Below are 24,651 nucleotides of genomic sequence, written 5' to 3'. Positions count from 1 at the left end.
GCCGTCCCCCTCGTTTCGTTCTCAGAGACTGGATTTTGGCCGCCGCGGCTGCTGCTTATGTGAAGGCTCGTGAGGCAAAAACCTGCGTCGGTCGGAGCCATTTCAGGTTCAATGCGTGCGAAAGACGTAAGGTTGACGCTTCGGGATTGAGAATGCCGGTTGCATAGTTTTGTCATCCCAAACGCTGCCCACGTTGGCTTGATTGGGAACGAAATCAACGTCGGCGCTGTCGGGGTATCGTTGGCATCGTCTTGCGCAAATACAAAAGGCTGCTACAAAGCCGGCGCGAGAGAGCGCAAATTCGTCAAGTTTTTCAAAGCCGAAGCTGGCTATTGGCGGTACCCACCCAACTGTACCAATGATTTCAAACTCTTAGCATCGTACCTGATTTGTCCGACCCTCTTGGGTAGCGATTTAGATAGCCGCTACGACAAGAGCGCTCATCCACAGAACAAACCGAAATTGGCTTGCTGCTTTAAGTTGCTTCCCGCTATTTCTCGCGGGGGGAAAACCAATGACCTTCGAGTCGGATAGGGAAGCCGTCCGTCAGCTTATGTTGACGAACAAACTGGAGCCGTTCGTCCGGCACATCAGGTTCCCCTATTTCCGCAATTTGGAACAGAATACTCGGATCGATTTCCTGTTTCCCTTTACTGCCATCGTTGGCATGAACGGGACGAACAAAAGTTCGGTTTTGCGAGCCATCCAGAGCACGCCAGGGCAAAGCAGTCTTGGGCTCTATTGGTTTTCAACGAGCACCGACGAGATTAGCGACCGAGGGAACGACAAGCCGTGCTTCGTCTACGGTTATCTTCATCCCGGCGTTCAAAAAATTGTCGAGGTTCTAAAGACACGCGTGAACATTCAGAACAATCCGGATTATTGGGAGCCATCGCGTCCGATCAGGCGCTACGATATGGAGCCTTTCGATCCCGCTGCGGCGCCGGGTAACAAAGGAAAAACTCGATGGGATACGATAGATAAACCGGTCGTCTACATCGACTTTCGGCAAACCTTGAGTGCCTATGATCGAAGTTTTTACTACGGTGCAGGCTCCAACTTTCAAGACCGCAAAGAATTTATAAGGCGCCGATCCCCGCTTCTGAAGAGGGCGATCTCCTACAACCTCACGACGTACAGCTGGCACGGCTCGGAGAGAATTCAGGAGAATAGGAGCCTCAGTCCCGCCGAAGTTGCTGCTGTCTCCAAAATACTAGGTCGGACCTATACGGAGATTAGGTGGTTACGTCACACGTTCTTTAACGTGGCCGGAGCGACATGTGTGCTCAAGACCTCTGCTCTGAATTACACGGAGGCTTTTGCAGGCAGTGGCGAGTTCGCTGTTGTACGGCTCGTCATTGACATCCTAGGTGCGAAGCCGACCTCTTTGATCCTATTGGATGAACCGGAGGTCTCATTGCACCCAGGTGCGCAGGAAAGGCTGGTCGAATTTGTTTTCGAGCAGATCAAGAAACACAAGCATCAGGTCGTCGTCTCGACCCACTCCCCGGCCATCATCCGGCATCTGCCACCAGAAGCCATCAAAGTAATCTTAGTCGATCACAAGACAGGAAAGAACATCATCCCTAGTCAGAAAGCTGCCGCTAATGAGGCGTTCTTCCATATTGGGGAGCCGATAGCTGGCCGCATACAGATTGTTGTCGAAGACATCTTGGCGGAGCATCTTGTCCATCGAGCGCTTTCCTTCGATGAAGCCTTTGCTAGCCAATTCCAGACTAGATTTTTTCCAGGTGGTGCGGAAACGATATGGGGACATTACGTGCCGGTGTTTTCGGCCGAAGGACGAAAGGACGTTGTTGTGTTGCTCGATGGCGACAAATCGCCAGTAAAGCCGCTCCCGCCCGCCAACACCGTTTCGGCCCACGATTTCCCTCAGTTGCACAAGCAGCTGCGCGAGGTTGCTGGCACGACTATCAAGATAAACGTTGATGGGGGCGACAGCGGTGGAAATCAAACCCAGATCGAAAATGCGGTCCGCACAATTGTCGACTGGAGTCGCAATTGTGTTCAGTATCTGCCCGTCAGTTCGCCAGAGGAGTTCATCTGGACAAACATGCAAAAAACCGGAATTGAACCTCAGGTGATAAACAATGACTTCAAGAAGGCATTTGATGACTTGACACGTCAAGATTTGGCTCTGGCGCATTTTCAGCCGCTTGACGGGAACGACATCTTGTCTACGCAAAGGAGACGATTGGCTACGATCCCGACGAGTCACCCGGTATTCGAAGCGATTAGAGAATTGGCCAGAAAAGCTGTTGAGAGATCCTCGTGATTGACGTGGTCGACTTTTTCTCTGGATGTGGAGGAACCAGCACCGGCTTGGAGCAGGCCGGCCTTCAGATCGTGCTTGGGCTCGACAATGATCCGAGCGCATCGGCTACTTTTCGGGCCAACTTTCCGAACGCCAGATTTATTGAACGAGACATCCGCCAGATCTCTGTTGAAGCACTCGCTCCGCTTTTCGTTGGTCGAACTCGCCCAATCCTTTTTAGCGGATGTGCTCCATGTCAGCCATTTTCTAAGCAAAATCGTCATATGACGTCCGACGATCCGCGACGGACGCTCTTGGCAGAGTTTGAGCGCTTTGTCGATCGCTGGTTGCCGGACTTTATACTCGTGGAAAACGTGCCAGGCATGCAGCGCGTGAGCGAGGGGGAGGATGGACCTCTCTACTCGTTCGTTCAGTTTCTCAAACAACACAACTACAGCACATCCATGGGAGTGCTGCCGGCTCTGTGGTTTGGAGTACCCCAGAAGAGAGATCGCCTAATTCTTATAGCAAGCAAGCACAGCGCAATTGCGTTACCAAAAGCAACCCACGGGCCAGGTCGTCGGCCTTATGCTACTGTTCGCGATTGGATCGGCGATCTTCCGCGAGTGAATGCGGGAGCGGTGCATCCTCGCGATCCTGATCACTGGGCCGCCACGCTCTCCGACACCAATATGCGGAGGATTGTCGCTACACCTGAAGGCGGAGGGAGAGAAAGCTGGCCTGACGAGCTTTGGCTCGACTGCCATCGGGGGCACGACGGGCACTCTGATGTCTACGGACGTCTAGCATGGGACCGTCCAGCGTCCGGGCTTACGACGCGATGTATAAGCTATTCAAACGGTCGGTTTGGTCATCCAGAACAACACCGAGCCATCACGATCCGCGAAGCTGCCTGCCTGCAGACGTTTCCTCGCAAGTACAGGTTTGTCGGTACGGCCTCATCTAAGGCCGAGCAAGTAGGGAACGCGGTGCCGCCGCTAATGGCCAGGCAGATTGGCAAATGCTTCTTGCTGCATGCAAAAAAATACAGCTTGCTCTCGCCAAAGTCTGTGGAGCGTCGTTTGAAAGCTTGAGAACGGTGATTTGCGCTCGACCCAGAGGTTGGGGAGTTTCATGGCGGCGAGGCTCGAAGGGGTAGATCCCAAGCGAAGCCTTCTTATGTCTCGGGTCAAAGGGAAGGACACAAAGCCTGAGCTGATTGTCTGGCGCGCTCCTCACAAATTGTGATTACGGTGACAGTCCACAAAATTCTGTCGTGCCGTTCACCGTTATTCGTTATTCGCCATGCACCCGACACTGGGAGATCTCATCGCTCGCTCATGACCGACATCTCGCCCGTATCCAAACCGATCCGCACCGAGGTGCCGGCCGGTCGCATGTCTCCAGCGACGGCGAATGGTTCGGCGAGCTGTGAGACGACGGTGTCGCCCCGCACCTCGAAGCTCCCGCTGTTCAAGGGCGCACCGCGAAGGACGATGGTCTGGCCGTGTCCCGAGCGGATGCGAACCAGCCGGCCGTCATCCGCAACCTCCAGCGTAACTCCGACCGGGGCCATCGTGTCCAGCAACGGGATGTAGGCTTCGCCCGCCGAGAGAAGAAAGGTCCAGGGCTCCATGTCGTTGCCGCGCCGGATCGTGGTGTGGGCCGGCAGCTTCAGCCCGAGCAGCTCGTGCGGCGCACCGAGCGTGAAGCGGTGGAGTGTCCCGGCCTTATCGAACAGCACGCCGCCGAAGCGGTCATTCGCGTAGGGTCCACCCTTGCATGGCAATCCGTCGATGATTTGATAGCCGTGGAGATCGCCTCCCCAATGCGTGACGTCATTGCCTTGTCTCTTCCACGGCTTGAGAGTTCCTGTCAGCCGCATGCCGAGAATCTCGGTCACCTGCGGCAGCTCGATCAAGACGACGATGGAATGCGCCTTGTCGGCGAACTGGATTTTGCTGCCGGCCGGCAAAGGCAAATCAGCGACGGTCTCGGCGGTCTCGAGAGTGCGCCAGTATCTGGTTGCGTCGTAGCTTTGGTAGAGATAGAGGGCGCCGGCCGCGGGAAATGGCAATGTCAGAAAGGCGGCGCAAGCGATCAATACAAAGCGCAGTCCGTCGATCCAGGGCGAGCCATACCAGGCCGAAAATGCCAACGCGAGCGCCAGCGGTATGGTCACGAACCAATTGTTGACGACGGCATATCCGAACAGAAGCGGCCATGGCAGGCGCAAGATCCGTCTCCGTCCGTTCAATCATCGACCGAGCGCAAGATAGCGGGCGTTGTGCCATCAGCAACGCGCGTATGCAGCCAATTTGTCGACGACAGGTCAGTCCCGGTTCAAGCGTGATTGCCGGATCGAGAACCCTTAACTCCCGATCCTCCCGAGCACGTGCAAACGCCGGCTAAGTCCGATTTACGCACCTTCGCCATGATCGCCAACAATCCGCACCAACTCCACTTCGAGCCTCAAGCCGGGCGATTGCTTCGCAAATCCCGTGCACAACGTCGACGAGCCATCCACCGACCGTCCCGCCACCACGATGTCGATCTCATCCAATCCGAAGACACCGGGCGGCCCCGGCGATACGCGTCGGGCGGAAAGGCTGGCTTTGAAGTGCTCGCCCTGTTGCGTCCAGTGTCCCGCATAGGCAAATGTGGAATCGCCGCCGACGAGTGTCCCGTCAGGGCCGAACTCGACCACACCAGCGCCTTCGCCGACCGGCGTCTTGAACCAAACGGAATATCTACCCGGGGTGATCACGCGAGCCACCACAGATGCGGTCTTCCGGCCGAAATGAGCCAGACCAAAATGGCTATCGCGTGGCGTGCGCAGATCCTGCTGCGCCTGCAGGGACTACGGTGACAGCACACAAAACGCGCGACGCGGCGAGTGCCCTATCTGCAACGCTTCTCAATGCCGGTTTCGTGCGCGGCACCGTAGCTCCTCGCCACGCAATGCGATATCGGTAGCGAGCCAAGGACGTTCATGGCAAGCTAGAGCATGATCCGGAAAAGTGTGAAGCGGTTTTCCGAAAAGATCATGCTCAAACAAAGAGCTAAAGCGCGATGACGATTCAACTCAATCTCATCGCGCTTTAGGCAGGAAAGATCGTGAGTTTCTTCGAGCGTCTCAAGACAGCAGCCTCCGCTGAGTGGCGGGCCTACACCGAGCATCCCTTCACGAACGGGTTGGCGGACGGCTCGCTCCCCGAAGCGGCGTTCCGTCACTACCTCGTTCAGGACTATCTGTTCCTCATCGAGTTTGCCCGCGCCTACGCGCTCGCGGTCTACAAGTCGCCCAGACTTGCCGACATGCGTGAAGCAGCAGCCGGCCTTTCGGCCATCCTCGATGTCGAGATGGACCTGCATGTGAAGCTCTGCGCCGGTTGGGGTCTGTCCCCGGCCGATCTTGAACAGGCCCCTCCGGCGGCCGAGATGCTGGCCTATACACGCTACGTGCTAGATGCAGGAATGCGCGGCGATCTGCTGGCGCTCAAGGTGGCGCTCGCGCCTTGCGTGATCGGCTACGCGGAGATCGCAACGCGGCTCGCCTCGCTCCCCCTCGCGGACGCTACCACGAACGCCTACCGCGTCTGGATCGCCGAGTACGCCGGCGTGCCGTACCAGGAGGTCGCGGCCAAGGCGCGGGCGCATATGGAGCATCTTGCCGATCGCTACGCCACGCCGGCCCGCGAGGCCGAGCTGATTGCGATCTTCAAGGAAGCCACCCGGCTGGAGGCCGACTTCTGGGAGATGGCCTGGCGCGCGGGCCAGCCTGTTGAAAGCCTGTTGCGCCTGTAAGTCGTTAGCGAACGAGAGTTCGTTGCAGATCCTGGGCAAGGTCGTGCGCGCGGCGTTCCAGGTCTTTGGCCGCAACCAGGAAGTCCGTTCCGGCGACAGCGACAACCGTTGTCGTGCCCGTGCTCTGAACATCGCGGAGTGCCTTCTGGCGCCAGGGCTTCCTGACCACGAGCGCCGTGAAGCCCGCAACGACGAGTGCAAGCAGCGGAAACAGCATTGCGATGATCTGGTTGGTCTGGCTCATTCCAGGCCTCCAAGCGTCCATTGACCGGCAAAATGTAGTTCCTAGCTACCAGAACGCAAATCCCGCCACCGCCATCGGCCGGGCCGGCGGACGCCCGCCCTACCTCACCCCCGCCACCACCATCACCACCACCGGCAACGTCGCCGCCGCCAGCAGCGTGCACAGCGCCACCGCGCCGGACACGGGGTTCACCATCCGCTGATACTGAACCGCGAAGATGTACGCATTGGCGCCCGTCGGCATCGCCGCGAACAGCACGACGACGCCTGTTACGATTGGAGGCAGGTTCAAGAGCTTGGCCAGCGCGAAGGCCACTGCCGGCATCGCCAGCAGCTTGAGTGCGCTGATCGCGGCGACGCTTGTCATCTCACCTTTCACCTCGAACCGAAACAGCGTGATGCCGAGCGCGATCAGGGCGGCCGGCGAGCCCGCCTGCGCGAGCAGCTCGATCGTCTTGTCGACGACGGGGTTGAGGCCCAGACCAGTAAAGCGCCAGATCACGCCGAAGCCGATGCCGAGCATCAGCGGGTTCTTCGCGAGATCCGCCAGGATCGGCCAGATCACCGAGAGCACGGAGCCGGTGCGCTTGCGGCTGACCAGCTCCATCTGCAGGATGCCGCACAGCCAGAGCAGCGGCGTGTTCACCGACAGGATCAGCGACATCGGGCCGGCGGCCTCGTTGCCGAGTGCGGAGAGCACCAGCGGAATCCCCAGCATGACGATGTTGCCGTAGACCGAGCCGATCGCGAACACGACGCCGTCCTCGCGGTCCTCGCGCCGTTCGCGGATCAGCGCGGAGATCGCAAGCGCCGCGATCCAGGTGAGGGCGAGCGCGCCGTAATAGGCGCCCCACATGCGCCACGGGCTGACGTCGGGGAATTCCGAGACGACGATGGTGCGGAACAGCAGCGCGGGGATCGCGATGCTGAAGGCGAATTCGGAGATGCCCTTGTGCGCGCCCTCGGAGACGAAGCGAAACAGCACCGATGCATAGCCGGCCGCGATCAGTGCAAACACCGGCGCGACGATCAACACGGTGGCCATGCGGTCCTCCCCCTCACGGGGATTTCGGCCGACCACCCCACGCGCCTCTCGATGCTGCCATCATGCCGGTGTTTTGCCCGACAAGTCAAAGGAAAATTCGTAAAATCCGCAAATGGCGGGAATTCGCGAGGCGAGGCAGGGGCCTGGCTACTGTGCATGGGGTTGTTTTCGCGATTTTACGGGAGGCCAACCAAATCCACCGCCGTCATCCCCCACCCACCGCCGTCATCCCCCGCGAAGGCGGGGGATCCAGTACGCCGCGGCCCTTCGGCTCCATCACAACCGCCTCGGAGTACTGGATCGCCCGGTCAAGCCGGGCGATGACGGCGGAGAAGCCGGCAAGCCCAGCCCTGTTGCCGAGACCGCACAGGTCCGACCTTTCGCCTGCCCCCTCGTTGCCAACCAACGCCCGTTCACCCACACTCCCATCCTGTTCGACATTTTGGGGGGACCGATGCCGGTATCTCGTGTCACGACGTCCAAGGCCACCAAGTCGATGGCGGCTGCGGCTCTCGGGGTTGCGCTCGCCGTTCTGGTCCAGCCGGGCACCAGCCTTGCCTACACGCCCGAGCAGCAGCAGGCCTGCTCGCCGGATGCGATGCGGCTGTGCGGCGAGTTCGTGCCCAACGTCGATGCCATCACCGCCTGCATGGTCCAGAAGAAGGCGCAGCTGTCGCCGCAATGCGCGGTGTTCTTCCGCCGCGGCCCGGAGCCGGTTGCCGGTCAACCCACCAACATCAAGCCGGTTGTCGCCAAGAAGGCCAAGCCGAAGGCCAAGAAGAAGAAAACCGACGACGGCTAGGCGCCCCTCCGGCGTTCCCTTCGCGAAACCTCGTCATGCCCCGCGCGTCAATGTGACGCGAGCGACACCAGCCTCGCGCCAGCCACCGGACTCGTTTTGTTCGCGCAAGGCTGCGCACCGGCTTGCAGCAATTGCGCTTCGCTCTGCCGAAAAAAGCGCCGCTACGCTTTGCGCGGCGAGGTTGTGGCGCGGCCTTTTCCGCGTGAGTGCTTGAAAAGATACGGGATTGCCGCCGTGAACAGCGATTCATGACTGACATGTCGTCAGTCGCACAAGGCAGTGTGACTCAAAAGCCAACACGTCTTGTTATTTCGTGGCGCCGACGCAACTGCCGATAAATTTTTCTTTCACGAATCAGCGCGGTGATTCATTTTCGCGACCTGGGGTCAATCTGGAGGCCAGAGGTATGAACGTTATTGTTTTTGCATCGCGTAAAGGCGGCTCGGGCAAGAGTACCCTGGCCGCACATCTCGCTGCGCAGATCAAGGCGAGCAAGCAGGTGATGCTGGTGGATGCGGATCCGCAAGGTTCGCTGACGCTGTGGCACAAGCTGCGCGGCACCAACGAGCCGCCGATCAAGGCGGCCGTGAACTCGGTCAGCGGCATCGTCTCCGCGGCCAAGCGCGACGGTTACGAGTGGGTGCTGATCGACACGCCGCCGAATCTCTCGGCCGTGGTCGACGACGCGATCAAGAACGCCACGATGGTCGTCATCCCGGCAAGGCCCGGCGTGTTCGACGTCAACGCGGTGCAGGAAACCATCCAGATGTGCCGCGCAGCGCGCAAGCCGTACGCGGTCGTGCTCAACGGCGCTCCGGCGCGCCGCGACGAGTCCGAAAGCCCGATCGTCACCATCGCCCGCGAGGCGCTGGCCAAGTTCCGCGCTCCGGTCTGGGGCGGTCAGATCACCAATCGTTCGGATTTGTTGATGGCACTCAGCCACGGCGAAGGCGCGCGTGAGTATCAGGCCGAAAGCCGTGCGGCCCAGGAAATTGCGAGACTGTGGGCGGCGATCGAGCGTTCAGTGAAGGCCATTCGCGGCACGGCGTCGGCATCGGGCGCCATGCACAAGCAGGCGGCATAATTTCATCAATCATTTCCCCGGACGACAAACGCGCAGGGTCCTGCGCGTTTTGCGTTTTCAGGGACTGACGAGGAAGTTACGCGACCATCAGCATGTAGAACACGATCACCGGCGACAGCGTCAGGATCACCGACCAGACGCCGACGGCCCAGAGAATGTCTCCGGTGGAAAAGCCCTGCTGCTCGGCGTCGGAATGCGACGCCGCATCATTCTGATTGTTCAAGATAGCCCCCGCGATTTCTTCGCTTATGGGCAGAACGATACGCGGGATGTTTTAAAATTCCGGCTCAGCGCCACGCTCGCATTTTGAGCGCATTTGCCACCACGGATTAACCATCGCCGCGGCCTTGCGTGATCAGGCGAGCCAGACCCTGAACAGCAGCACCGGCATCAGGCCGAGCATGACGGCCCAGAAGCCGAACGACGACACCACCAAGATCCCCTGCAAAAGATCGGCAGGCGCGAACATTTCCGCCGCGGTCGGGCGAACGCGTTGCCTCATGGTCATTCCCTCTTTTTGAAAGACGTCGAGGGGGAACGATAGGCGCCATTGCGTAAACGAGACGTGGATGCGCCATGCGGCGGCTGCGAAGCACGTTGGTGCGTGGTTAACTATGAGCGCGCTGCGTCACTTCCCTTCTCCGACGTCATTCCGGGTTCGCGCTCCGCGCGCCCCGGAATGACCGGAAACGGTTACGCCGCAACCTTGACCCGCCGCGCGATCTCGCGGTCGAGCGCGGCGGCGAGTTCGCTGCTGACTTCCACCATGGGAAGCCGCACCTCGGGGCTGTCGATCAGGCCTGTCCGCCACAGCCAGTACTTTGCCGGCGCCGGGCTCGGCTCGGTGAACAGCAGCCGCGTCAGCTCCGCGACCTCCTGCCAGCGCGCCTCTGCCGCATCGTGGTTGCCTTGCTTGATCTCGCTATAGACCGCCGCGAAGGTCGCGGTCTCCAGATGCGCGGACAGCAGGATGCCGCCGTCGGCGCCGTCGCCGAGCGCCTCGAAGTAGTTCGCGTCCTCGCCGGTGAGGACGCCAAAGCCCTTCGGCCGGTCGCGCAGCAATGCGATCGACTGCTCGCGGCTCGCGCCGCAATCCTTCAGGCCGACGATGTTGGGATGCTCGGCGAGCCGCAGCAGGCTCTGGTTGGTGATGCCGACGGCGCAGCGATAGGGGATGTTGTAGAGCGCGAGCGGCCAGGCGGCGTGATCGGCCAGCGCCTCGAAATGCGCCAGGATGCCGCGCTGCGACGGCCGCACGTAATAGGGGCTCGCGATCAGATAGAAGTCGATCGGCCAGTCCGCGGTCGCGTCGAGCCGCTCCTTCATCCGCGAGGTGTCCGCGCCCGAGAGCCCGAGGCCGATCGGAACATTGCGGAGGCCGGCCGCCATCTCGTCGCGGACGATGGCGACGAGGCGTTCGAGCTCGGCCTCGCGCAGCGTCATGCCTTCGCCCGAGGTCGCCCCCAGGATGAAGCCGTCGATGCTTTGCGTGGCGTAGTGCCGCGTCAGCCGCCGCAGCGAGTTCTCGTCGAGACGACCGTTCCGAAACGGCGTCACCAGCGGCAGCCACAGCCCATGCATGCGAGTTCGCAAATCAGTCATGTTCCTATCTCCTTCTCAGTGATGGACCTGAGACGGAGGCACATGAAAAAACCCCGTCCAGGTGGCGGGGTTTTCGGGATTTGGCAGCGATGACAAAGTCAGCCTAGCGCGCGCAAAAATCCGAGGTCCCCGGATGGGGGCCTTTTTTCGAGATGATGGCGCACGACTTCGTGATCATTGGGAAATGATGCGGTGTATGTCCAAAACTGTCAATACACGCGGAGGGCGAAGGCCTGATTGGGCAGAAAAAAAGCCGGACCCGAAGGCCCGGCTTAGGTATTGGCCACGTGAGGCCGACACAATCACCTTCCAAGAGGGATTACTGAACTCCCGCGCCACTGGAGGAGGGGGACAAATGCGCAACGCGAAGGCTCAGCGTTCAAGTAGTATGAGCTTGACGAGCGCCATGCAGCAACAGCCGAGGCCGCATGTCAGTCATGCGGAAATCAGGACGGCCAGCGCTGCGCCTTGCTCACCACGAAGTCGCGGAACACCTGCACGCGTGCGACCGTCTTCAGCTCTTCCGGATAGACGAAGTAGGTATCGAGCTGGATCGAATCCGATTCGCCGAACAGTTGTACGAGGCGGCTCTGTTCTTCGATCAAATAATCCGGCAGCGCGGCGATGCCGAGACCCTGCTGGCAGGCGCGCACCAGACCGAGGATGTTGTTGACCTTGAAATAGGCCTCGCGCGGACCCGAGCCGTTGCGCGCAGCTTCGACCAGCCAATTGCGGTTCTGCAAATGCGGCGCGAAGTTGCCGTCGGAGAGCGTGATGATGCGGTGGGAGTCGAGCTCCTCCAGCGTGCGCGGCGTGCCGAAGCGCTTGATGTAATCAGGCGAGCAATAGGCGTGGAAGCCCATCGCGAAAAGCTTGCGCTGGATGAGATCCGGCTGCGTCGGCTTGCGGGTCCGGATCGCAACGTCGGCCTCGCGCATGGAGAGATCCAGCTCCTCGTCGGTGACGATCAGCGAAATCCGGATTTCCGGGTAGAGTGCGGTGAATTCGCCGAGCCGCGGGATCAGCCAGTTGATGCCGACGCCGGGCGTGGTGGTGATCTTGAGATCGCCGCTCGGCCGCTCGCGGCTGTCGGTCAGTTTGGCACGCGCCGCCTGCAGCTGCATGAACACGTCATGCGCGGTGCGGAACAACAGGTCGCCCTGCTCCGTGAGGATCAGGCCGCGGGCATGGCGGTGGAACAGCGAGACCGAGAGCTCCTGCTCCAGTGCCGAGACCTGGCGTGACACCGCCGATTGCGACAGGCCGAGCTGCTCTCCCGCATGCGTGAAGCTGCCCGCTTCTGCCGCAGCGTGAAATACCTTCAGCTTGTCCCAGTCCATATCCGTAAATCCGTCGCGTGTTCGGGGCATGATCGTTATTCCGCTGCCGCGCGCTCGCTGGCGCGCAGGGCCAAGAAACGTTCGGCCTCGAGCGCTGCCATGCAGCCGAGGCCTGCGGCCGTCACGGCCTGGCGATAGGTTTCGTCAGCGACGTCGCCGGCGGCGAACAGGCCGGGCACGGAAGTCGCCGTCGAGTTCGGGGCCACCTCGACATAGCCCGACGGTTTCAGCTTGACGGCGTCTTTCACCAGCTCGGTCGCCGGGGCGTGGCCGATGGCGATGAACACGCCGTCGGTCTTCACATCCGACAGCGCGCCGGTCTTGACGTTCTTGAGGCGCACATGGGTGACCTTGTTCGGGTTCTCGGTGCCGCAGATCTCGTCGACCGCGGAGTCCCAGATCACCCTGATCTTCGGATGCTTGAACAGGCGCTCCTGCAGGATGCGCTCGGCGCGGAAGTGGTCGCGACGATGCACGATCGTGACCTGCGAGGCGTGGTTGGTCAGGTACAGCGCTTCCTCGACCGCGGTATTGCCGCCGCCGACCACCACGACCTCCTTGTTGCGGTAGAAGAAGCCGTCGCAGGTGGCGCAGGCCGAGACGCCGCCGCCCTGGAACTTTGCTTCAGAAGGCAGCCCGAGCCAGCGCGCCTGTGCGCCGGTGGCGAGGATCACGGTGTCGGCGAGATAGACATCGCCGGAGTCGCAGGTAAGCCGGAACGGCCGCTGCGAGGTGTCGAGCTTGACCACCAGGTCCGTGACGATCCTGGTGCCGACATGCACCGCCTGCTTCTCCATCTGCTCCATCAGCCAGGGGCCCTGGATCACGTCGGCGAAGCCCGGGTAGTTCTCGACGTCGGTGGTGATGGTGAGCTGGCCGCCGGCCTGCATGCCCTGGATCAGGATCGGCTCGAGCATCGCGCGCGCAGCGTAGATCGCGGCGGTGTAGCCGGCGGGGCCGGAGCCAATGATGACGACCTTTGCATGAACGGGAGCGGACATATTTACGGACGCCTTTCACGGGGGATTTGCAGCGCGGGCGCGGAACGTGCCGGGAGGCCTCGCGGAGGCGCTGAAATATCAGTGCTAATCTAAGCGTTCTGGTGAGCTATGCAAGAATTGCATTCCCTGCCGGCGGATTTTTCCAACAAGGAACAAAAGTCGATTGCGCTGCACGCGCAATAAAATTGCGCATTTGGCGCAGACTGGTTATGAGGATTGCGACAGACCCACCCAATACCGCCGATAAGGCCAGGAGTTCCAATCACGTGTCGCGGAACCTAGACGAGATCGACCTCAAGATTCTGTCCGAGATCCAGGCCGACGGTCGAATCACCAATGTCGAGCTCGCCAAACGAGTCGGAATCTCACCCCCGCCCTGCCTGCGCCGGGTCCGGGCGCTGGAAGAAGAGGGCTATATCCATGGCTACCGCGGCCTGCTGGATGCGCGAAAGCTCGGCTTCGACGTCACGGTGTTCGCCGCCGTGCATCTCTCCAGCCAGGCGGAAGCGGATTTGCGCGCTTTCGAGGAGTTCGTCCGCGCCGAGCCGCTGGTGCGGGAATGCTGGATGCTGTCCGGCGAGGTCGATTTCATCCTGAAATGCGTCGCCCCCGACATGGCGACCTTCCAGGACTTTGTGACGCACCTGACCGCGGCGCCCCATGTGCGCAACGTGCGGACGTCATTGGTGCTGCACAATTCGAAGTACGAGGCGGCGGTGCCGCTCGACGTCAAGGGGCGGCGGTAGAAACGAACGGTCACCGCCGCAGCGCGTCCACGCTGATCGGGCCGCTTCCGGCGGCCGCCAGGAACAGGCACGCAAAGCACAGCACGATCGCCAGCGCGCCGTCGTTGACGACGGGAAAGAAGCTGTGCGGCATGTGCTCGATGAAATAGGCGAAGGCCATCTCACCGGACAGGATGAAGGCGGCGAAGCGGGTGAAGAGGCCGATCATCAAGAGACCGCCGAGCACGAACTCGAACATGCCGGCGACGCCCCAGAGCGACAACGGCGTGACGTCGGCAAACATCTCCACCGGCGGAAACTTGAACAGCTTGGCTACGCCGTAGTGGAAGAACATTAGCCCGATGACGAAGCGGAAGAGGCTGAGCAGATAAGGCTGGCTTTGCGCGGCGATGCGATCGGTGTCCATTGTGTCCTCCCGTGCTCGAACGGCAGCGCCGAGCATGACGGATGACAGTGCGCTTCACAATCGTACGCCGGGCAGATTGCGAAACAGAAAAGCCGCGCAAGGCGCGGCTTTTCAGGCAATCTTGCGCGGATTGGACTACCGCCACTCCACCTTGGTGATCTCGTAGGCCTTGGCCCCGCCGGGGGCGTTGACCTCGACGGTCGAGCCTTTCTTCTTGCCGATCAGCGCGCGCGCCAGCGGCGAGGTGATGGAGATGCGGCCCTTCTTGGCGTCGGCCTCGACCTCGCCGACGATCTGCCACACCGTCTTCTTTTCGGTGTCCTCGTCGACCAGCGTCACGGTGGCGCCGAACTTGATGGTGTCGCCGGAGAGCTTGGAGATGTCGATGATGTCGGCCCGCGCGAGCTTGTCCTCGAGCTCGGCGATGCGGCCTTCATTGTGGGACTGCTCTTCCTTCGCGGCATGGTATTCCGCGTTTTCGGAGAGGTCGCCGTGAGAGCGCGCCTCCGCGATATGTTCGATGATGCGCGGACGGTCCTCGGACTGGCGCTTCTTCAATTCTTCCCCGAGCGCGGCAAAGCCGCTCGCAGTCATCGGAACCTTTTCCATCTCTTCTCTCGTCTTCCGGTCGCGCGCCCGCCAAAACGGAGGGCGCGGCAAACCTGATTCGTCAGTGCTTTCCGGACCCGACCACACGGCCACCGGAACGTTAAGTGGGCTGGCGCCGGAACAAAACAACCACATGGCCGGACAGTTCCTCCGGCCATTGTGGCTTGATTGCCAATCACTTAGCGCAAGGCTTCACCCTCAGGGCCCGGCCTTTCGCAAGCGATCAGGTTTCCGAAAAGTAGCTCTGCAGGGTCCGAACCTCAAGGTCCCCGCCCAGATAGGCGCGGATGCCCTGCGCGGCCGCCACGGCCCCGGAAAGAGTGGTGTAATACGGCACTTTATGCAAGAGGGCCGCGCGCCGCAGCGAACGGCTGTCGGCGAGCGCCTGCGGGCCTTCGGTGGTGTTGAGGACGAGCTGGACGTCGCCATTGGTGATGGCGTCGACGATGTGCGGCCGTCCCTCCAGCACCTTGTTGACCTTCTCCGCGGGGATGCCCTGATCAGTCAGGAAGCGCGCCGTACCTGATGTCGCCAACACCTTGAAGCCGAGCGAATGCAGCTGGCGCACGGCTTCGGCGATACGAACCTTGTCGCTTTCGCGCACCGAGACGAAAACCGTGCCCTTGCGCGGCACCCGCGTGCCGCCGCCAAGCTGGCTCTTGGCAAACGCCACCGCGAAGGAGCGGTCGATGCCCATGACCTCGCCGGTCGAGCGCATCTCCGGACCCAGCACCGTGTCGACGCCGGGGAAGCGGGCGAACGGAAACACCGATTCCTTCACACCGACATGCTTGAAGTCCGCCTTCTTCAGCTTGAAGTCGGCGAGCTTCTCGCCCGCCATGATGCGCGCGGCGATCTTGGCGACCGGCATGCCGATCACCTTGGCGACGAACGGCACCGTGCGCGAGGCGCGCGGATTGACCTCGAGCACGTAGATATCGCCGTCCTTGATGGCATATTGCACGTTCATCAGGCCGACGACGTCGAGGCCGAGCGCGAGCTCGCGGGTCTGCCGCTCCAGCTCCGCGATCATCTCAGGCTCGAGCGAATGTGGCGGCAGCGAGCAGGCGCTATCACCGGAGTGAATGCCGGCTTCCTCGATGTGCTCCATGATGCCGACGATGAAGGTGTCCTTGCCGTCGCTGAGGCAGTCGACGTCGATCTCGGTGGCATCGGACAGATAGCGGTCGAACAGCAGCGGGTTCTTGCCGAGCACGGTGTTGATCTGCCCGGTCTTGTCGTTCGGGTAGCGCGCCTTGACGTCGGCCGGCACCAGTTCCGGCAGCGTGCCGAGCAGATAGTCGTTCAGCTGGTTCTCCTCGCGGATGATCTGCATCGCGCGGCCGCCGAGCACGTAGGACGGGCGCACCACCAGCGGCAGGCCGAGATCTGCGGAGACGAGACGGGCCTGCTCGACCGAATAGGCGATGCCGTTCTTCGGCTGCTTCAGGCGGAGCTTGTCGAGCACGCGCTTGAAGCGGTCGCGGTCTTCGGCAAGATCAATGGCGTCGGGCGAGGTGCCGAGGATCGGCACCTCGGCGGCTTCCAGCGCGCGCGCAAGCTTCAGCGGGGTCTGCCCACCAAACTGCACGATCACGCCGTGCAGCGTGCCGTTGCTGCGCTCCTTGGCGATGATCTCCAGCACGTCCTCGGCGGTGAGCGGCTCGAAATAGAGCCGGTCGGCGGTGTCATAGTCGGTCGACACCGTTTCCGGGTTGCAGTTGACCATGATGGATTCGTAGCCGGCGTCATGCAGCGCGAAGCAGGCATGGCAGCAGCAATAGTCGAACTCGATGCCCTGGCCGATGCGGTTCGGGCCGCCGCCGAGGATGATGACCTTCTTCTTGTCCGACGGCGTGCTCTCGTCGGCGGTGCTGCCCGCGAACGGCGACTCGTAGGTCGAGTACATGTAGGCCGTGGGGGAGGCGAATTCGGCCGCGCAGGTGTCGATGCGCTTGTAGACCGGACGGACGCCGAGCGCGTGGCGCTTGGCGGTGATTTCGGCCTCGGTCGTCTGGGCGAGCACCGCGAGGCGGGCGTCCGAGAAGCCCATGGTCTTGAGCGTGCGCATGCCGAAGGCGTTGCCGGGCAGGCCGTGCTTTCTGACCTTCTCCTCCATGTCGACGATGCCGCGCATCTCGCCGAGGAACCACGGATCGATCTTGCAGGAGTTGAAGATGTCCTCGTTCGACCAGCCGAGCCGCATGGCCTGCGCGACCTGCAGCAGGCGGTTCGGCGTCGGCGTGCCGAGGGCTGCGCGGATCGCGTTCTTGTCGTCGTCCTGGCCGAGGCCTTCGATCTCGATCTCGTCGAGGCCGGTGAGCCCGGTCTCGAGCCCGCGCAGCGCCTTATGCAGGCTCTCCTGGAAGGTGCGGCCGATCGCCATGACCTCGCCGACCGATTTCATCGAGGTCGTCAGCGTGGAGGAGGCGCCGGGGAATTTCTCGAAGGCGAAACGCGGGATCTTGGTGACCACGTAGTCGATGGTCGGCTCGAACGAAGCCGGCGTCGCGCCGCCGGTAATGTCGTTGGCGATCTCGTCGAGCGTGTAGCCAACGGCGAGCTTGGCTGCGACCTTGGCGATCGGGAATCCGGTGGCCTTCGAGGCCAGCGCCGAGGAGCGCGACACGCGCGGATTCATCTCGATCACGACCATGCGGCCGTCTTCGGGATTGACGCCGAACTGGACGTTGGAGCCACCGGTCTCGACGCCGATCTCGCGCAGCACCGCCAGCGAGGCGTCGCGCATGATCTGGTATTCCTTGTCCGTCAGCGTCAGCGCCGGCGCGACGGTGATGGAGTCGCCGGTGTGGACGCCCATCGGATCGAAATTCTCGATCGAGCAGACGATGATGCAATTGTCCTTCTTGTCGCGCACCACCTCCATCTCGAACTCTTTCCAGCCGAGCACGGATTCCTCGATCAGGACTTCGTTGGTGGGAGACGCGTCAAGACCGCGCTCGATGATGTCGAGGAATTCTTCCTTGTTGTAGGCGATGCCGCCGCCGGTGCCGCCCATGGTGAAGGAGGGGCGGATGATCGCGGGCAGGCCGATCTCGGACAGCGCCATCATGGCCTGGCCGAACGCGTATTCCTGGTAGCGCTTGCGGCGATCGCTCTCGCCGAGCGTCCATTGCCGGTCGAGCTCCTCGAGCGCCACGCCCGACAGCTTCTCGCGTTCGGCATGGTACTTGTCGCGGAACGACTTCTTCAGCTCGGAGGCGTTGGCGAGACGCGACTTCGGCGTCTCGAGCCCGATCTTGGTCATGGCCTCGCGGAACAGCTGGCGATCCTCGGCCTTGTCGATGGCGTCGGCCGTGGCGCCGATCATCTCGACGTCGAACTTCTCCAGCGTGCCCTGCCGGCGCAGCGACAGCGCGCAGTTCAGCGCGGTCTGGCCGCCCATGGTCGGCAGCAGTGCGAAGCCGCCGGGAATGACATGGCGTTCCTTCTCGATGATCTTGGCGACGATTTCGGGCGTGATCGGCTCGATATAGGTCGCATCGGCCAATTCCGGATCGGTCATGATCGTGGCCGGGTTGGAATTGACGAGGACGATGCGATAGCCCTCTTCCTTCAGCGTCTTCACCGCTTGCGTGCCCGAATAGTCGAACTCGCAGGCCTGACCGATCACGATGGGACCGGCGCCGATGATCAGGATGGTCGAGATGTCGGTTCGTTTAGGCATCACCGCTCGCGGGCTGGATTTTGGGCACAAAAAAAGGGCGCGCTTGCCGCGCGTCCCCTAAGCCGAGAGCGCGGGGGTCTCCCTCGCGCGCGGGTGGGTCTTAGACCAGTTTTCGGGGCGGCGAAACCCCGAAAAACGCCCATCAACCGGCAATTTTGTCGGGTTTTGGCCGCGCCTGCCAGCCACTGGCGAGATGCATCAGAAGCGAGGCGGCAAGGCCTGATCCGCCAATCCGGCCGAGGTCATCAGGCGAGGGGGCGGCTAGCACCGCGCCGCCTAGTGCCCCGCTGGCGATCTGGGCCAGATAGAACGCCCAGCCCGGCAGGCCTCAAGAAGTGATTCCGGAGTCAACCAGTTCAAGAACTATTGAACGTTGGGGCTGCATTGCCGGATCATGAGCCGCACGCCACGCCCAGCCTCGCCCTTCGGGCTTCGCCGCGACAGGGCTTGCCTGGCCGAAGCTGGCGCAGCCAGCGAAGGCTGGAGACCCGGCCTGGATTTGAACCAGGATAAAGAGCAATGCACTGCTCTCGCGTGGACGCTTCCGCCACCGGGCCGCGGCGATCATGTCCGATAGAGGTGCGACAAGCCACCTCAGGTGGTGGTTATGCTTAACGCGTCAGCGGCGGCCGGGCGATGAAGGTCATGCGCCAGCGGTTGTGGCCGATATTGGTGGTGGCGCGCTGGCTGGCGAAGCCCGCTGCCTTCAGCTTGGCCGTGATCTCGCCCTCACTGTAGCGCTGCAATCCGATGCGCGAGCGCAAATGACGATAGTCCGACAGCGCGGTGCTGACGAGACCGACCAGCGCATCTTTCAGGAAGCCATGACGCAGTCCGAAGGACAGCAGCGCCGTTACGTCCCTTGCCATGCCGACATGCGGTTGAAGGATGTCGCCGAGCACCAGCTTGCCGGTCGGCTTCAGGATCCGTCTGACATTGCGGAGCGCGGCATCGAGCTCCTCGGACGTCATATATTGCGCGACCGAGTTCATCACGACGAGGTCGATCGTTTGGTCCTGCATGTTGCGGACATCGTCGAGCGAGCGGACGCGGATCTTGGTGTCCGGCGCAAAGCGTGCGATCAGCCGGCCTCGCACGCCCGGCGCGGGCTCGGCCAGAATCAGCTGCCCACAGGCCGACGCCACCTGGCTCGCCGAGAGCGCCTCACCGCAGGCATAGTCGAGCACCGTCGCGTCGGGCGAGGTGATGTAGCCGATGATGTCCCGCGCGATGATCTGGAAGTGCAAATCGCGATGCAATTTGCTGACATAGATCGTGTGCGTCGAGTCGTAATAATCGATCCAATCTTCCATGATATCCCGCCTGGCGGTTCCTGTCCGGGAACCGCGCTGCCCGCCTTGCGTTAGGGGTGCGACGGCGCGCCGTCAATGTCCGCGTCCTAACAGGAAGGTTTCCCGTGAGCAAAGCCCCCAGCAAGGTCTCGCCCGATCTCGACACCCCCACCGATCTGCAGCCCCAGGCGGTCAAAAAGGTTTCCGAGGCGCTCAACGTGCTTCTGGCCGACGCCTTCGCGCTCTATCTCAAGACCAAGAATTTCCACTGGCACATCAGCGGCCGGCATTTCCGCGATTATCACCTGCTGCTGGACGAGCAGTCCGATCAGATCTTCGCCACCACCGACCAGCTCGCCGAGCGCGTCCGTAAGATCGGCGGCACCACGCTGAAGTCGATCGGCCAGGTCGCCAAGCTCCAGACCATCAAGGACAACAACGAGGATTACGTCCCGCCGCGCGAGATGCTGCGCGAGCTGATGCAGGACAACAAACATGTCGCGAACGCGATGCGCAAGGCGCACGAGGTCTGCGACGACGCCGGCGACGTCGCCAGCGCCAGCATTTTGGAGAACTTCATCGACGAGACCGAGCGACGGACATGGTTCCTGTTCGAAGCGACGCGCCAGGAAGGCGGCAACGAGGCGTAACGCCGAGCTGCCGTAGGGTGGATTGGCCGAAGGCGTAATCCACCACGTCTGTTTCCACGGGAAAGGAAGAGGTGGATTACGCTTCGCTAATCCACCCTACGGCGCCGTCGTTGTCGCTACCGCCACAGCCGCATCAACGCCCCGTGCTTCCCCGTCACCGGATCGGCCGGCGGCCGCGCGACGTTCGGAATCGTCTTCAGCGCCTTGGCATGGTTCTCCGGCGTCGCCCGCGTGATCTCCATCTTCGATCCCGGCGGATAGGCGCCGATCACGCAGAAATCGTCGCTTGCCTTGATGCATTGATGGCCTGTGCCGGCCGGCAAAATCGCGATATCGCCGGCCTTGATCTCCAATTCCTGGCCGCGATCGCCGCCGAAGCGAACGCGGGCATGGCCGCGCGCGACGCCGAGCACCTCATGCACGGTCGCGTGGTAGTGCAGATAATCGTAAACGCCGTTGCGCCACGTGCCGCCCCATCCGTTGGTCTCGAACAGGTTTTCGATGGTCTGTTCGGGCTGCTTCCGATCGAGCGTCACCGCGCCCTGGTAGACAAGGAAAGGAAGGGTGTTGTTCGGCACGAGCCCGTCATCCTCGAACACGATGGCGAGCGGCTCGGCAAAGTCGCGGACGATGGACATGGGAGGGACTCCGAGTGCACACATGCACCGGGACAACATTTAATCCGGCGAGGGTGTTCCTCTCGTGTCCCGGACGCGATGCAGCGTGCAACGCTGCGTCGCAGAGCCGGGACCCAGAGTGCCGCGGTATAGGCCCCGGTTCAGCAGCGCATCTCGCCGCGAGGAGCGGCGTGATGCACTGCGCCCGGGGCACGGGAGACTAGCTTACGCCCGCTTCTTCTGCCGCATCAAATCGGCGAAGCGCTGGAACAGATAGTGCGAGTCGCGCGGACCCGGCGAAGCTTCGGGGTGGTACTGCACCGAGAATACCGGCTTGCCGTCGAGCTGGATGCCGCAATTGGATCCGTCGAACAGCGAGATGTGGGTCTGGGTCGCGCCTTTTGGCAGCGTCGTCTCGTCGACGGCGAAGCCGTGGTTCATCGAGGTGATCTCGACCTTGCCGGTGGTCTCGTCCTTCACCGGATGATTGGCGCCGTGATGGCCCTGATGCATCTTCTTCGTCTTCGCGCCGACGGCAAGGCCAAGCATCTGGTGGCCGAGGCAAATGCCGAAGGTCGGCGTGCCCGATTTGATGACGTCCTGAATCACGGGCACCGCGTATTTGCCTGTCGCGGCCGGATCGCCCGGGCCGTTCGACAGGAACACGCCGTCCGGCTTCATCGCCAGAATGTCTTCGGACGACGTCGTCGCCGGCACCACCGTCACCTTGCAGCCGACGCCGGCGAGCAGGCGCAGGATGTTGCGCTTGATGCCGTAGTCGATCGCGACGACGTTGAACTCGGCCTTGTCCTGACGGCCAAAACCCTTGTCCCACAGCCACGGCGTCTCGTCCCAGGTGAAGCGCTGGCCCGACGTGACCATCGGCACCAGGTCCATGCCTTCCAGGCCGGGCCATTCGCGCGCTTCTTCCTTCAGGCCATGCAGATCGAACTCGCCGTTCTTGGCGTGCGCAATCACGGCATTGGGCATGCCCTTGCTGCGGATCAGCGCGGTCAGCGCGCGGGTGTCGATGCCGGAGAGGCCGATGATGCCGCGTGCCTTCAGCCAGGCATCGAGATGCTTGGTGGCGCGGTAGTTAGAGGGATCGGTGATCGCGGTGCGCAGGATCACGCCGCGCGCGCCTGGCGTCGCGGCCATGTTCACGGTCTCGATGTCTTCCTCGTTGGTACCGACATTGCCGATATGCGGGAAGGTGAAGGTGATGAGCTGGCCGGCATAGGAGGGATCGGTGAGGATCTCCTCATAGCCGGTCATCGCGGTGTTGAAGCAGACTTCACCGACGGCGTGGCCTTCGGCGCCGAGACCAAAGCCCTCGAGCACCGTGCCATCGGCGAGCACGAGGAGCGCGGTCGGTTTGTGGTCCGGCCAGGCGGGATCGTTGTCATGTTGTGTCATGAGCCCGCTTCATAAGCCCCCCACGCGCGCCCGTCAAAGCGGGAAACGCCGGATTCACATGCGTTTTTGCATATTTGACAGGTCTGTTCAGGGACTTAGGGTTACGTCCTGAAATTTTGCGCCGTTTTGGCCGTCAGGCGGGAAACAATGAACCCCCGGTCACCGGTCCGCACTGGCCTCTTTCCAGCGAACGGCTTAGATCAGGGCTAGAGATTGAGAGGGTGACGATCATGCTGCGCGACGACATCAACAATGCGGTCAAGGAGGCCATGAAGGCCAAGGACGAGCGCAAGCTCTCCACGCTGCGCATGGTCAATTCGACCATCAAGAATGCCGACATCGATGCCCGCGGCCAAGGCAAGCCGCCGCTGTCGGACGCCGACCTGCTCGGGGTCTTTCAGAAGATGATCAAGCAGCGGCAGGAGTCGGTCGAACTCTACGACAAGGGCGGCCGCGCCGAGCTTGCCGCGCAGGAGCGCGAGGAGATCGCCGTGATCTCGGCCTATCTGCCGAAGCAGATGTCGGACGACGAGGTCAGGAAAGCGATCTCGGATGCCATCACCGAGACCGGCGCGGCCGGCATGAAGGACATGGGCAAGGTGATCGCGGTGTTGCGCGCGAAGTACGCGGGACAGATGGATTTCGGCAAGGCCAGCGGGCTGGTGAAGGCTGCGCTGTCGGGCTAGGTCGTCATTCCCGGGCACGCGCAGCGTGAACCCGGAATCCATCGTGCCACCGGCTCTGTTGCCAAATGGATTCCGGGTTCGCGCCAAGTGGCGCGCCCCGGAATGACAGCAAGAATGGGGAGCCAACTGATGACCAGCGCCATCAAGCCGTTCCGCATCGCCATCAGCGACGACATTCTCTCCGACCTCAAATCACGCCTCGCACGCACGCGCTGGCCGGAGGCGGAATTGGTCGATGACTGGAGCCAGGGCGCGCCGCTGACATGGATCCAGGAGATGTGCACCTACTGGGCCAACGGTTACGACTGGCGCGCGCGTGAAGCAAAACTCAATCGCTTCGAGCAATTCACCACCGAGATCGACGGGCAGGACATCCATTTCCTGCACGTGCGCTCGAAGGAGCCCGACGCGCTGCCGCTGATCATCACCCACGGCTGGCCCGGCTCGATCGTGGAATTCCAAAAGGTGATTGCACCGCTCACCGATCCCGCCGCCCATGGCGGCAATCCAGCGGACGCGTTTCATCTGATCTGCCCCTCGCTGCCGGGTTTTGGTTTCTCGGCAAAGCCCAAAACCACCGGCTGGGGTGTCGACCGCATCGCAGCGACATGGGCAAAGCTGATGGACCGGCTCGGCTACATCAGTTACGGCGCGCAAGGCGGCGACTGGGGCTCGGCGGTGACGACCTCGCTCGGCGCGCGGGATGCGGAGCATTGCGCCGGCATCCACATCACGCTCGCCTTCAACGCCGCGCCGAAGGTCGAGGGCGAGCCGACACCGGAAGAGAAGCGTGCGCTCGCCGGCCTCAAGCATTACGTCGATCTCGATTCCGGCTATTCCAAACAGCAATCGACGCGGCCGCAGACGCTCGGTTATGGGTTGACGGATTCGCCGAGCGGGCAGGCGGCCTGGATCCTGGAAAAATTCTGGGCCTGGACCGACTGCAACGGCCATCCCGAAGACATCTTCACCAAGGACGAACTGCTCGACAACGTCATGCTTTACTGGACGACGGAGACGGCCACCTCGTCCGCGCGGCTCTATTGGGAGAGCTTTGGCAAGCGCCGCACGACGCCAAAGGTAACGGTGCCGACCGGCGTCGCCGTGTTTCCCAAGGAGATCATCACACCGGTGCGGCGCTGGATGGAGCCGAACTTCGCCAACATCACGCATTGGAGCGAGATGGAGCGGGGCGGGCACTTTGCTGCCTTCGAGCAGCCGGAGCTGTTCGTGCGCGACGTCAGGAAATTTTTTGCGACGGTGCGATAGGCCTTCATTCCGGGGCGACGCGTCAGCGTCGAACCCGGAATCCATCGTGCGACGTTCTCTGCGGCTCGATGGA

At 62.0% G+C, this 24,651-nt stretch carries 24 protein-coding genes and 1 tRNA gene; 9 read left to right on the top strand and 16 right to left on the bottom strand.

Annotation, left to right across the window (positions count from 1 at the left end; translation table 11 throughout):
* The first annotated feature begins 514 nt into the window (after positions 1-514).
* Positions 515-2,296, top strand: a complete 1,782-nt coding sequence (locus XH91_RS29480; protein WP_128953846.1) for an ATP-dependent nuclease — start codon at positions 515-517, stop codon at positions 2,294-2,296.
* Positions 2,293-3,369, top strand: a complete 1,077-nt coding sequence (locus XH91_RS29475; protein ID WP_206736845.1) for a DNA cytosine methyltransferase — start codon at positions 2,293-2,295, stop codon at positions 3,367-3,369. The genes XH91_RS29480 and XH91_RS29475 overlap by 4 nt, the downstream gene beginning before the upstream one ends.
* A 233-nt stretch (positions 3,370-3,602) precedes the next feature.
* Here the strand turns inward: XH91_RS29475 and XH91_RS29470 are convergent, their stop codons facing one another.
* Together XH91_RS29470 and XH91_RS29465 are read right to left on the bottom strand one after the other, a co-directional pair.
* A complete protein-coding gene (locus XH91_RS29470; RefSeq protein WP_128953845.1) occupies positions 3,603-4,511 on the bottom strand; it encodes a hypothetical protein in 909 nt (302 codons plus the stop codon).
* Between the two features lie 183 nt (positions 4,512-4,694).
* A complete protein-coding gene (locus XH91_RS29465; protein ID WP_128953844.1) occupies positions 4,695-5,042 on the bottom strand; it encodes a hypothetical protein in 348 nt (115 codons plus the stop codon).
* Between the two features lie 350 nt (positions 5,043-5,392).
* On the opposite strand from XH91_RS29465, the gene tenA reads away from it, so the two are divergent.
* The gene (gene tenA, locus XH91_RS29460; RefSeq protein WP_128953843.1) at positions 5,393-6,082 is read left to right on the top strand and encodes a thiaminase II; all 690 of its coding nucleotides are present in this window, start codon (positions 5,393-5,395) and stop codon (positions 6,080-6,082) included.
* Positions 6,083-6,086: 4 nt separating this feature from the next.
* Here the strand turns inward: tenA and XH91_RS29455 are convergent, their stop codons facing one another.
* The gene (locus XH91_RS29455) at positions 6,087-6,326 is read right to left on the bottom strand and encodes a hypothetical protein (RefSeq protein ID WP_128953842.1); all 240 of its coding nucleotides are present in this window, start codon (positions 6,324-6,326) and stop codon (positions 6,087-6,089) included.
* A 99-nt stretch (positions 6,327-6,425) separates the two neighbouring features.
* Positions 6,426-7,370, bottom strand: coding sequence for an AEC family transporter (locus XH91_RS29450; RefSeq protein ID WP_128953841.1), 945 nt, complete (start codon positions 7,368-7,370; stop codon positions 6,426-6,428).
* Between the two features lie 454 nt (positions 7,371-7,824).
* On the opposite strand from XH91_RS29450, the gene XH91_RS29445 reads away from it, so the two are divergent.
* Positions 7,825-8,172 (top strand): hypothetical protein, encoded by a 348-nt coding sequence (locus XH91_RS29445; RefSeq protein ID WP_128953840.1) that lies wholly within the window; start codon positions 7,825-7,827, stop codon positions 8,170-8,172.
* A gap of 406 nt (positions 8,173-8,578) precedes the next feature.
* Entirely contained in the window at positions 8,579-9,256 is a 678-nt protein-coding gene (locus XH91_RS29440) for a ParA family protein (protein ID WP_028150667.1), read from the top strand.
* A gap of 76 nt (positions 9,257-9,332) precedes the next feature.
* Here the strand turns inward: XH91_RS29440 and XH91_RS29435 are convergent, their stop codons facing one another.
* The 5 genes from XH91_RS29435 to trxB all read right to left on the bottom strand — a co-directional run bounded on the left by XH91_RS29435 (position 9,333) and on the right by trxB (position 13,199).
* Positions 9,333-9,512 (bottom strand): hypothetical protein, encoded by a 180-nt coding sequence (locus XH91_RS29435; protein WP_128953839.1) that lies wholly within the window; start codon positions 9,510-9,512, stop codon positions 9,333-9,335.
* 99 nt (positions 9,513-9,611) lie between these two features.
* Entirely contained in the window at positions 9,612-9,758 is a 147-nt protein-coding gene (locus XH91_RS39065; protein ID WP_164934034.1) for a hypothetical protein, read from the bottom strand.
* Positions 9,759-9,949: 191 nt separating this feature from the next.
* Positions 9,950-10,858 (bottom strand): 4-hydroxy-tetrahydrodipicolinate synthase family protein, encoded by a 909-nt coding sequence (locus tag XH91_RS29430; protein WP_128953838.1) that lies wholly within the window; start codon positions 10,856-10,858, stop codon positions 9,950-9,952.
* 446 nt (positions 10,859-11,304) lie between these two features.
* The gene (locus XH91_RS29425) at positions 11,305-12,228 is read right to left on the bottom strand and encodes a LysR family transcriptional regulator (RefSeq protein ID WP_164934033.1); all 924 of its coding nucleotides are present in this window, start codon (positions 12,226-12,228) and stop codon (positions 11,305-11,307) included.
* A 5-nt stretch (positions 12,229-12,233) separates the two neighbouring features.
* Positions 12,234-13,199, bottom strand: coding sequence for a thioredoxin-disulfide reductase (gene trxB / locus XH91_RS29420; RefSeq protein ID WP_128953837.1), 966 nt, complete (start codon positions 13,197-13,199; stop codon positions 12,234-12,236).
* A gap of 266 nt (positions 13,200-13,465) precedes the next feature.
* On the opposite strand from trxB, the gene XH91_RS29415 reads away from it, so the two are divergent.
* The gene (locus tag XH91_RS29415) at positions 13,466-13,945 is read left to right on the top strand and encodes an Lrp/AsnC family transcriptional regulator (RefSeq protein WP_057741909.1); all 480 of its coding nucleotides are present in this window, start codon (positions 13,466-13,468) and stop codon (positions 13,943-13,945) included.
* Between the two features lie 10 nt (positions 13,946-13,955).
* Here XH91_RS29415 and XH91_RS29410 read toward each other — a convergent pair whose 3' ends face one another.
* The 5 genes from XH91_RS29410 to XH91_RS29390 all read right to left on the bottom strand — a co-directional run bounded on the left by XH91_RS29410 (position 13,956) and on the right by XH91_RS29390 (position 19,961).
* Positions 13,956-14,351, bottom strand: a complete 396-nt coding sequence (locus XH91_RS29410) for a DoxX family protein (RefSeq protein ID WP_128953835.1) — start codon at positions 14,349-14,351, stop codon at positions 13,956-13,958.
* A 135-nt stretch (positions 14,352-14,486) separates the two neighbouring features.
* The gene (greA, locus tag XH91_RS29405) at positions 14,487-14,960 is read right to left on the bottom strand and encodes a transcription elongation factor GreA (protein WP_018318257.1); all 474 of its coding nucleotides are present in this window, start codon (positions 14,958-14,960) and stop codon (positions 14,487-14,489) included.
* A gap of 223 nt (positions 14,961-15,183) precedes the next feature.
* The gene (gene carB, locus XH91_RS29400) at positions 15,184-18,648 is read right to left on the bottom strand and encodes a carbamoyl-phosphate synthase large subunit (protein WP_128953834.1); all 3,465 of its coding nucleotides are present in this window, start codon (positions 18,646-18,648) and stop codon (positions 15,184-15,186) included.
* Positions 18,649-19,129: 481 nt separating this feature from the next.
* Positions 19,130-19,205: transfer RNA gene (locus tag XH91_RS39060), tRNA-Ala, on the bottom strand.
* 54 nt (positions 19,206-19,259) lie between these two features.
* Positions 19,260-19,961 (bottom strand): class I SAM-dependent methyltransferase, encoded by a 702-nt coding sequence (locus XH91_RS29390; RefSeq protein ID WP_128953833.1) that lies wholly within the window; start codon positions 19,959-19,961, stop codon positions 19,260-19,262.
* A gap of 104 nt (positions 19,962-20,065) precedes the next feature.
* Here XH91_RS29390 and XH91_RS29385 point away from each other — a divergent pair, with 104 nt between their 5' ends.
* Positions 20,066-20,590, top strand: a complete 525-nt coding sequence (locus XH91_RS29385) for a Dps family protein (RefSeq protein WP_128953832.1) — start codon at positions 20,066-20,068, stop codon at positions 20,588-20,590.
* Between the two features lie 116 nt (positions 20,591-20,706).
* Here the strand turns inward: XH91_RS29385 and XH91_RS29380 are convergent, their stop codons facing one another.
* Together XH91_RS29380 and carA are read right to left on the bottom strand one after the other, a co-directional pair.
* On the bottom strand, positions 20,707-21,228 hold the full coding sequence (locus tag XH91_RS29380; RefSeq protein WP_128953831.1) for a cupin domain-containing protein: 522 nt from the start codon (positions 21,226-21,228) through the stop codon (positions 20,707-20,709).
* A gap of 204 nt (positions 21,229-21,432) precedes the next feature.
* Positions 21,433-22,623 (bottom strand): glutamine-hydrolyzing carbamoyl-phosphate synthase small subunit, encoded by a 1,191-nt coding sequence (gene carA / locus XH91_RS29375; protein WP_128953830.1) that lies wholly within the window; start codon positions 22,621-22,623, stop codon positions 21,433-21,435.
* Positions 22,624-22,853: 230 nt separating this feature from the next.
* On the opposite strand from carA, the gene XH91_RS29370 reads away from it, so the two are divergent.
* The gene (locus tag XH91_RS29370) at positions 22,854-23,309 is read left to right on the top strand and encodes a GatB/YqeY domain-containing protein (RefSeq protein ID WP_128953829.1); all 456 of its coding nucleotides are present in this window, start codon (positions 22,854-22,856) and stop codon (positions 23,307-23,309) included.
* A 129-nt stretch (positions 23,310-23,438) separates the two neighbouring features.
* On the top strand, positions 23,439-24,578 hold the full coding sequence (locus XH91_RS29365) for an epoxide hydrolase family protein (protein WP_128953828.1): 1,140 nt from the start codon (positions 23,439-23,441) through the stop codon (positions 24,576-24,578).
* Positions 24,579-24,651: the final 73 nt, after the last annotated feature.

Source organism: Bradyrhizobium guangzhouense (assembly GCF_004114955.1).
Classification (GTDB): domain Bacteria; phylum Pseudomonadota; class Alphaproteobacteria; order Rhizobiales; family Xanthobacteraceae; genus Bradyrhizobium; species Bradyrhizobium guangzhouense.
The sequence above is the reverse complement of the archived record's forward strand: the minus strand, read 5'-3'. Positions and strand labels throughout refer to the sequence as shown.

Bases quoted from the DNA above. Each gene is read 5' to 3' on its own strand.
- XH91_RS29480 (WP_128953846.1), top strand. From the start codon at position 515: ATGACCTTCGAGTCGGATAGGGAAGCCGTCCGTCAGCTTATGTTGACG.
- XH91_RS29455 (WP_128953842.1), bottom strand. From the start codon at position 6,326: ATGAGCCAGACCAACCAGATCATCGCAATGCTGTTTCCGCTGCTTGCA.
- XH91_RS29450 (WP_128953841.1), bottom strand. From the start codon at position 7,370: ATGGCCACCGTGTTGATCGTCGCGCCGGTGTTTGCACTGATCGCGGCC.
- XH91_RS29445 (WP_128953840.1), top strand. From the start codon at position 7,825: ATGCCGGTATCTCGTGTCACGACGTCCAAGGCCACCAAGTCGATGGCG.
- XH91_RS29440 (WP_028150667.1), top strand. From the start codon at position 8,579: ATGAACGTTATTGTTTTTGCATCGCGTAAAGGCGGCTCGGGCAAGAGT.
- XH91_RS39065 (WP_164934034.1), bottom strand. From the start codon at position 9,758: ATGAGGCAACGCGTTCGCCCGACCGCGGCGGAAATGTTCGCGCCTGCC.
- XH91_RS29430 (WP_128953838.1), bottom strand. From the start codon at position 10,858: ATGACTGATTTGCGAACTCGCATGCATGGGCTGTGGCTGCCGCTGGTG.
- XH91_RS29425 (WP_164934033.1), bottom strand. From the start codon at position 12,228: ATGCCCCGAACACGCGACGGATTTACGGATATGGACTGGGACAAGCTG.
- trxB (WP_128953837.1), bottom strand. From the start codon at position 13,199: ATGTCCGCTCCCGTTCATGCAAAGGTCGTCATCATTGGCTCCGGCCCC.
- XH91_RS29410 (WP_128953835.1), bottom strand. From the start codon at position 14,351: ATGGACACCGATCGCATCGCCGCGCAAAGCCAGCCTTATCTGCTCAGC.
- greA (WP_018318257.1), bottom strand. From the start codon at position 14,960: ATGGAAAAGGTTCCGATGACTGCGAGCGGCTTTGCCGCGCTCGGGGAA.
- carB (WP_128953834.1), bottom strand. From the start codon at position 18,648: ATGCCTAAACGAACCGACATCTCGACCATCCTGATCATCGGCGCCGGT.
- XH91_RS29390 (WP_128953833.1), bottom strand. From the start codon at position 19,961: ATGGAAGATTGGATCGATTATTACGACTCGACGCACACGATCTATGTC.
- XH91_RS29380 (WP_128953831.1), bottom strand. From the start codon at position 21,228: ATGTCCATCGTCCGCGACTTTGCCGAGCCGCTCGCCATCGTGTTCGAG.
- carA (WP_128953830.1), bottom strand. From the start codon at position 22,623: ATGACACAACATGACAACGATCCCGCCTGGCCGGACCACAAACCGACC.
- XH91_RS29370 (WP_128953829.1), top strand. From the start codon at position 22,854: ATGCTGCGCGACGACATCAACAATGCGGTCAAGGAGGCCATGAAGGCC.
- XH91_RS29365 (WP_128953828.1), top strand. From the start codon at position 23,439: ATGACCAGCGCCATCAAGCCGTTCCGCATCGCCATCAGCGACGACATT.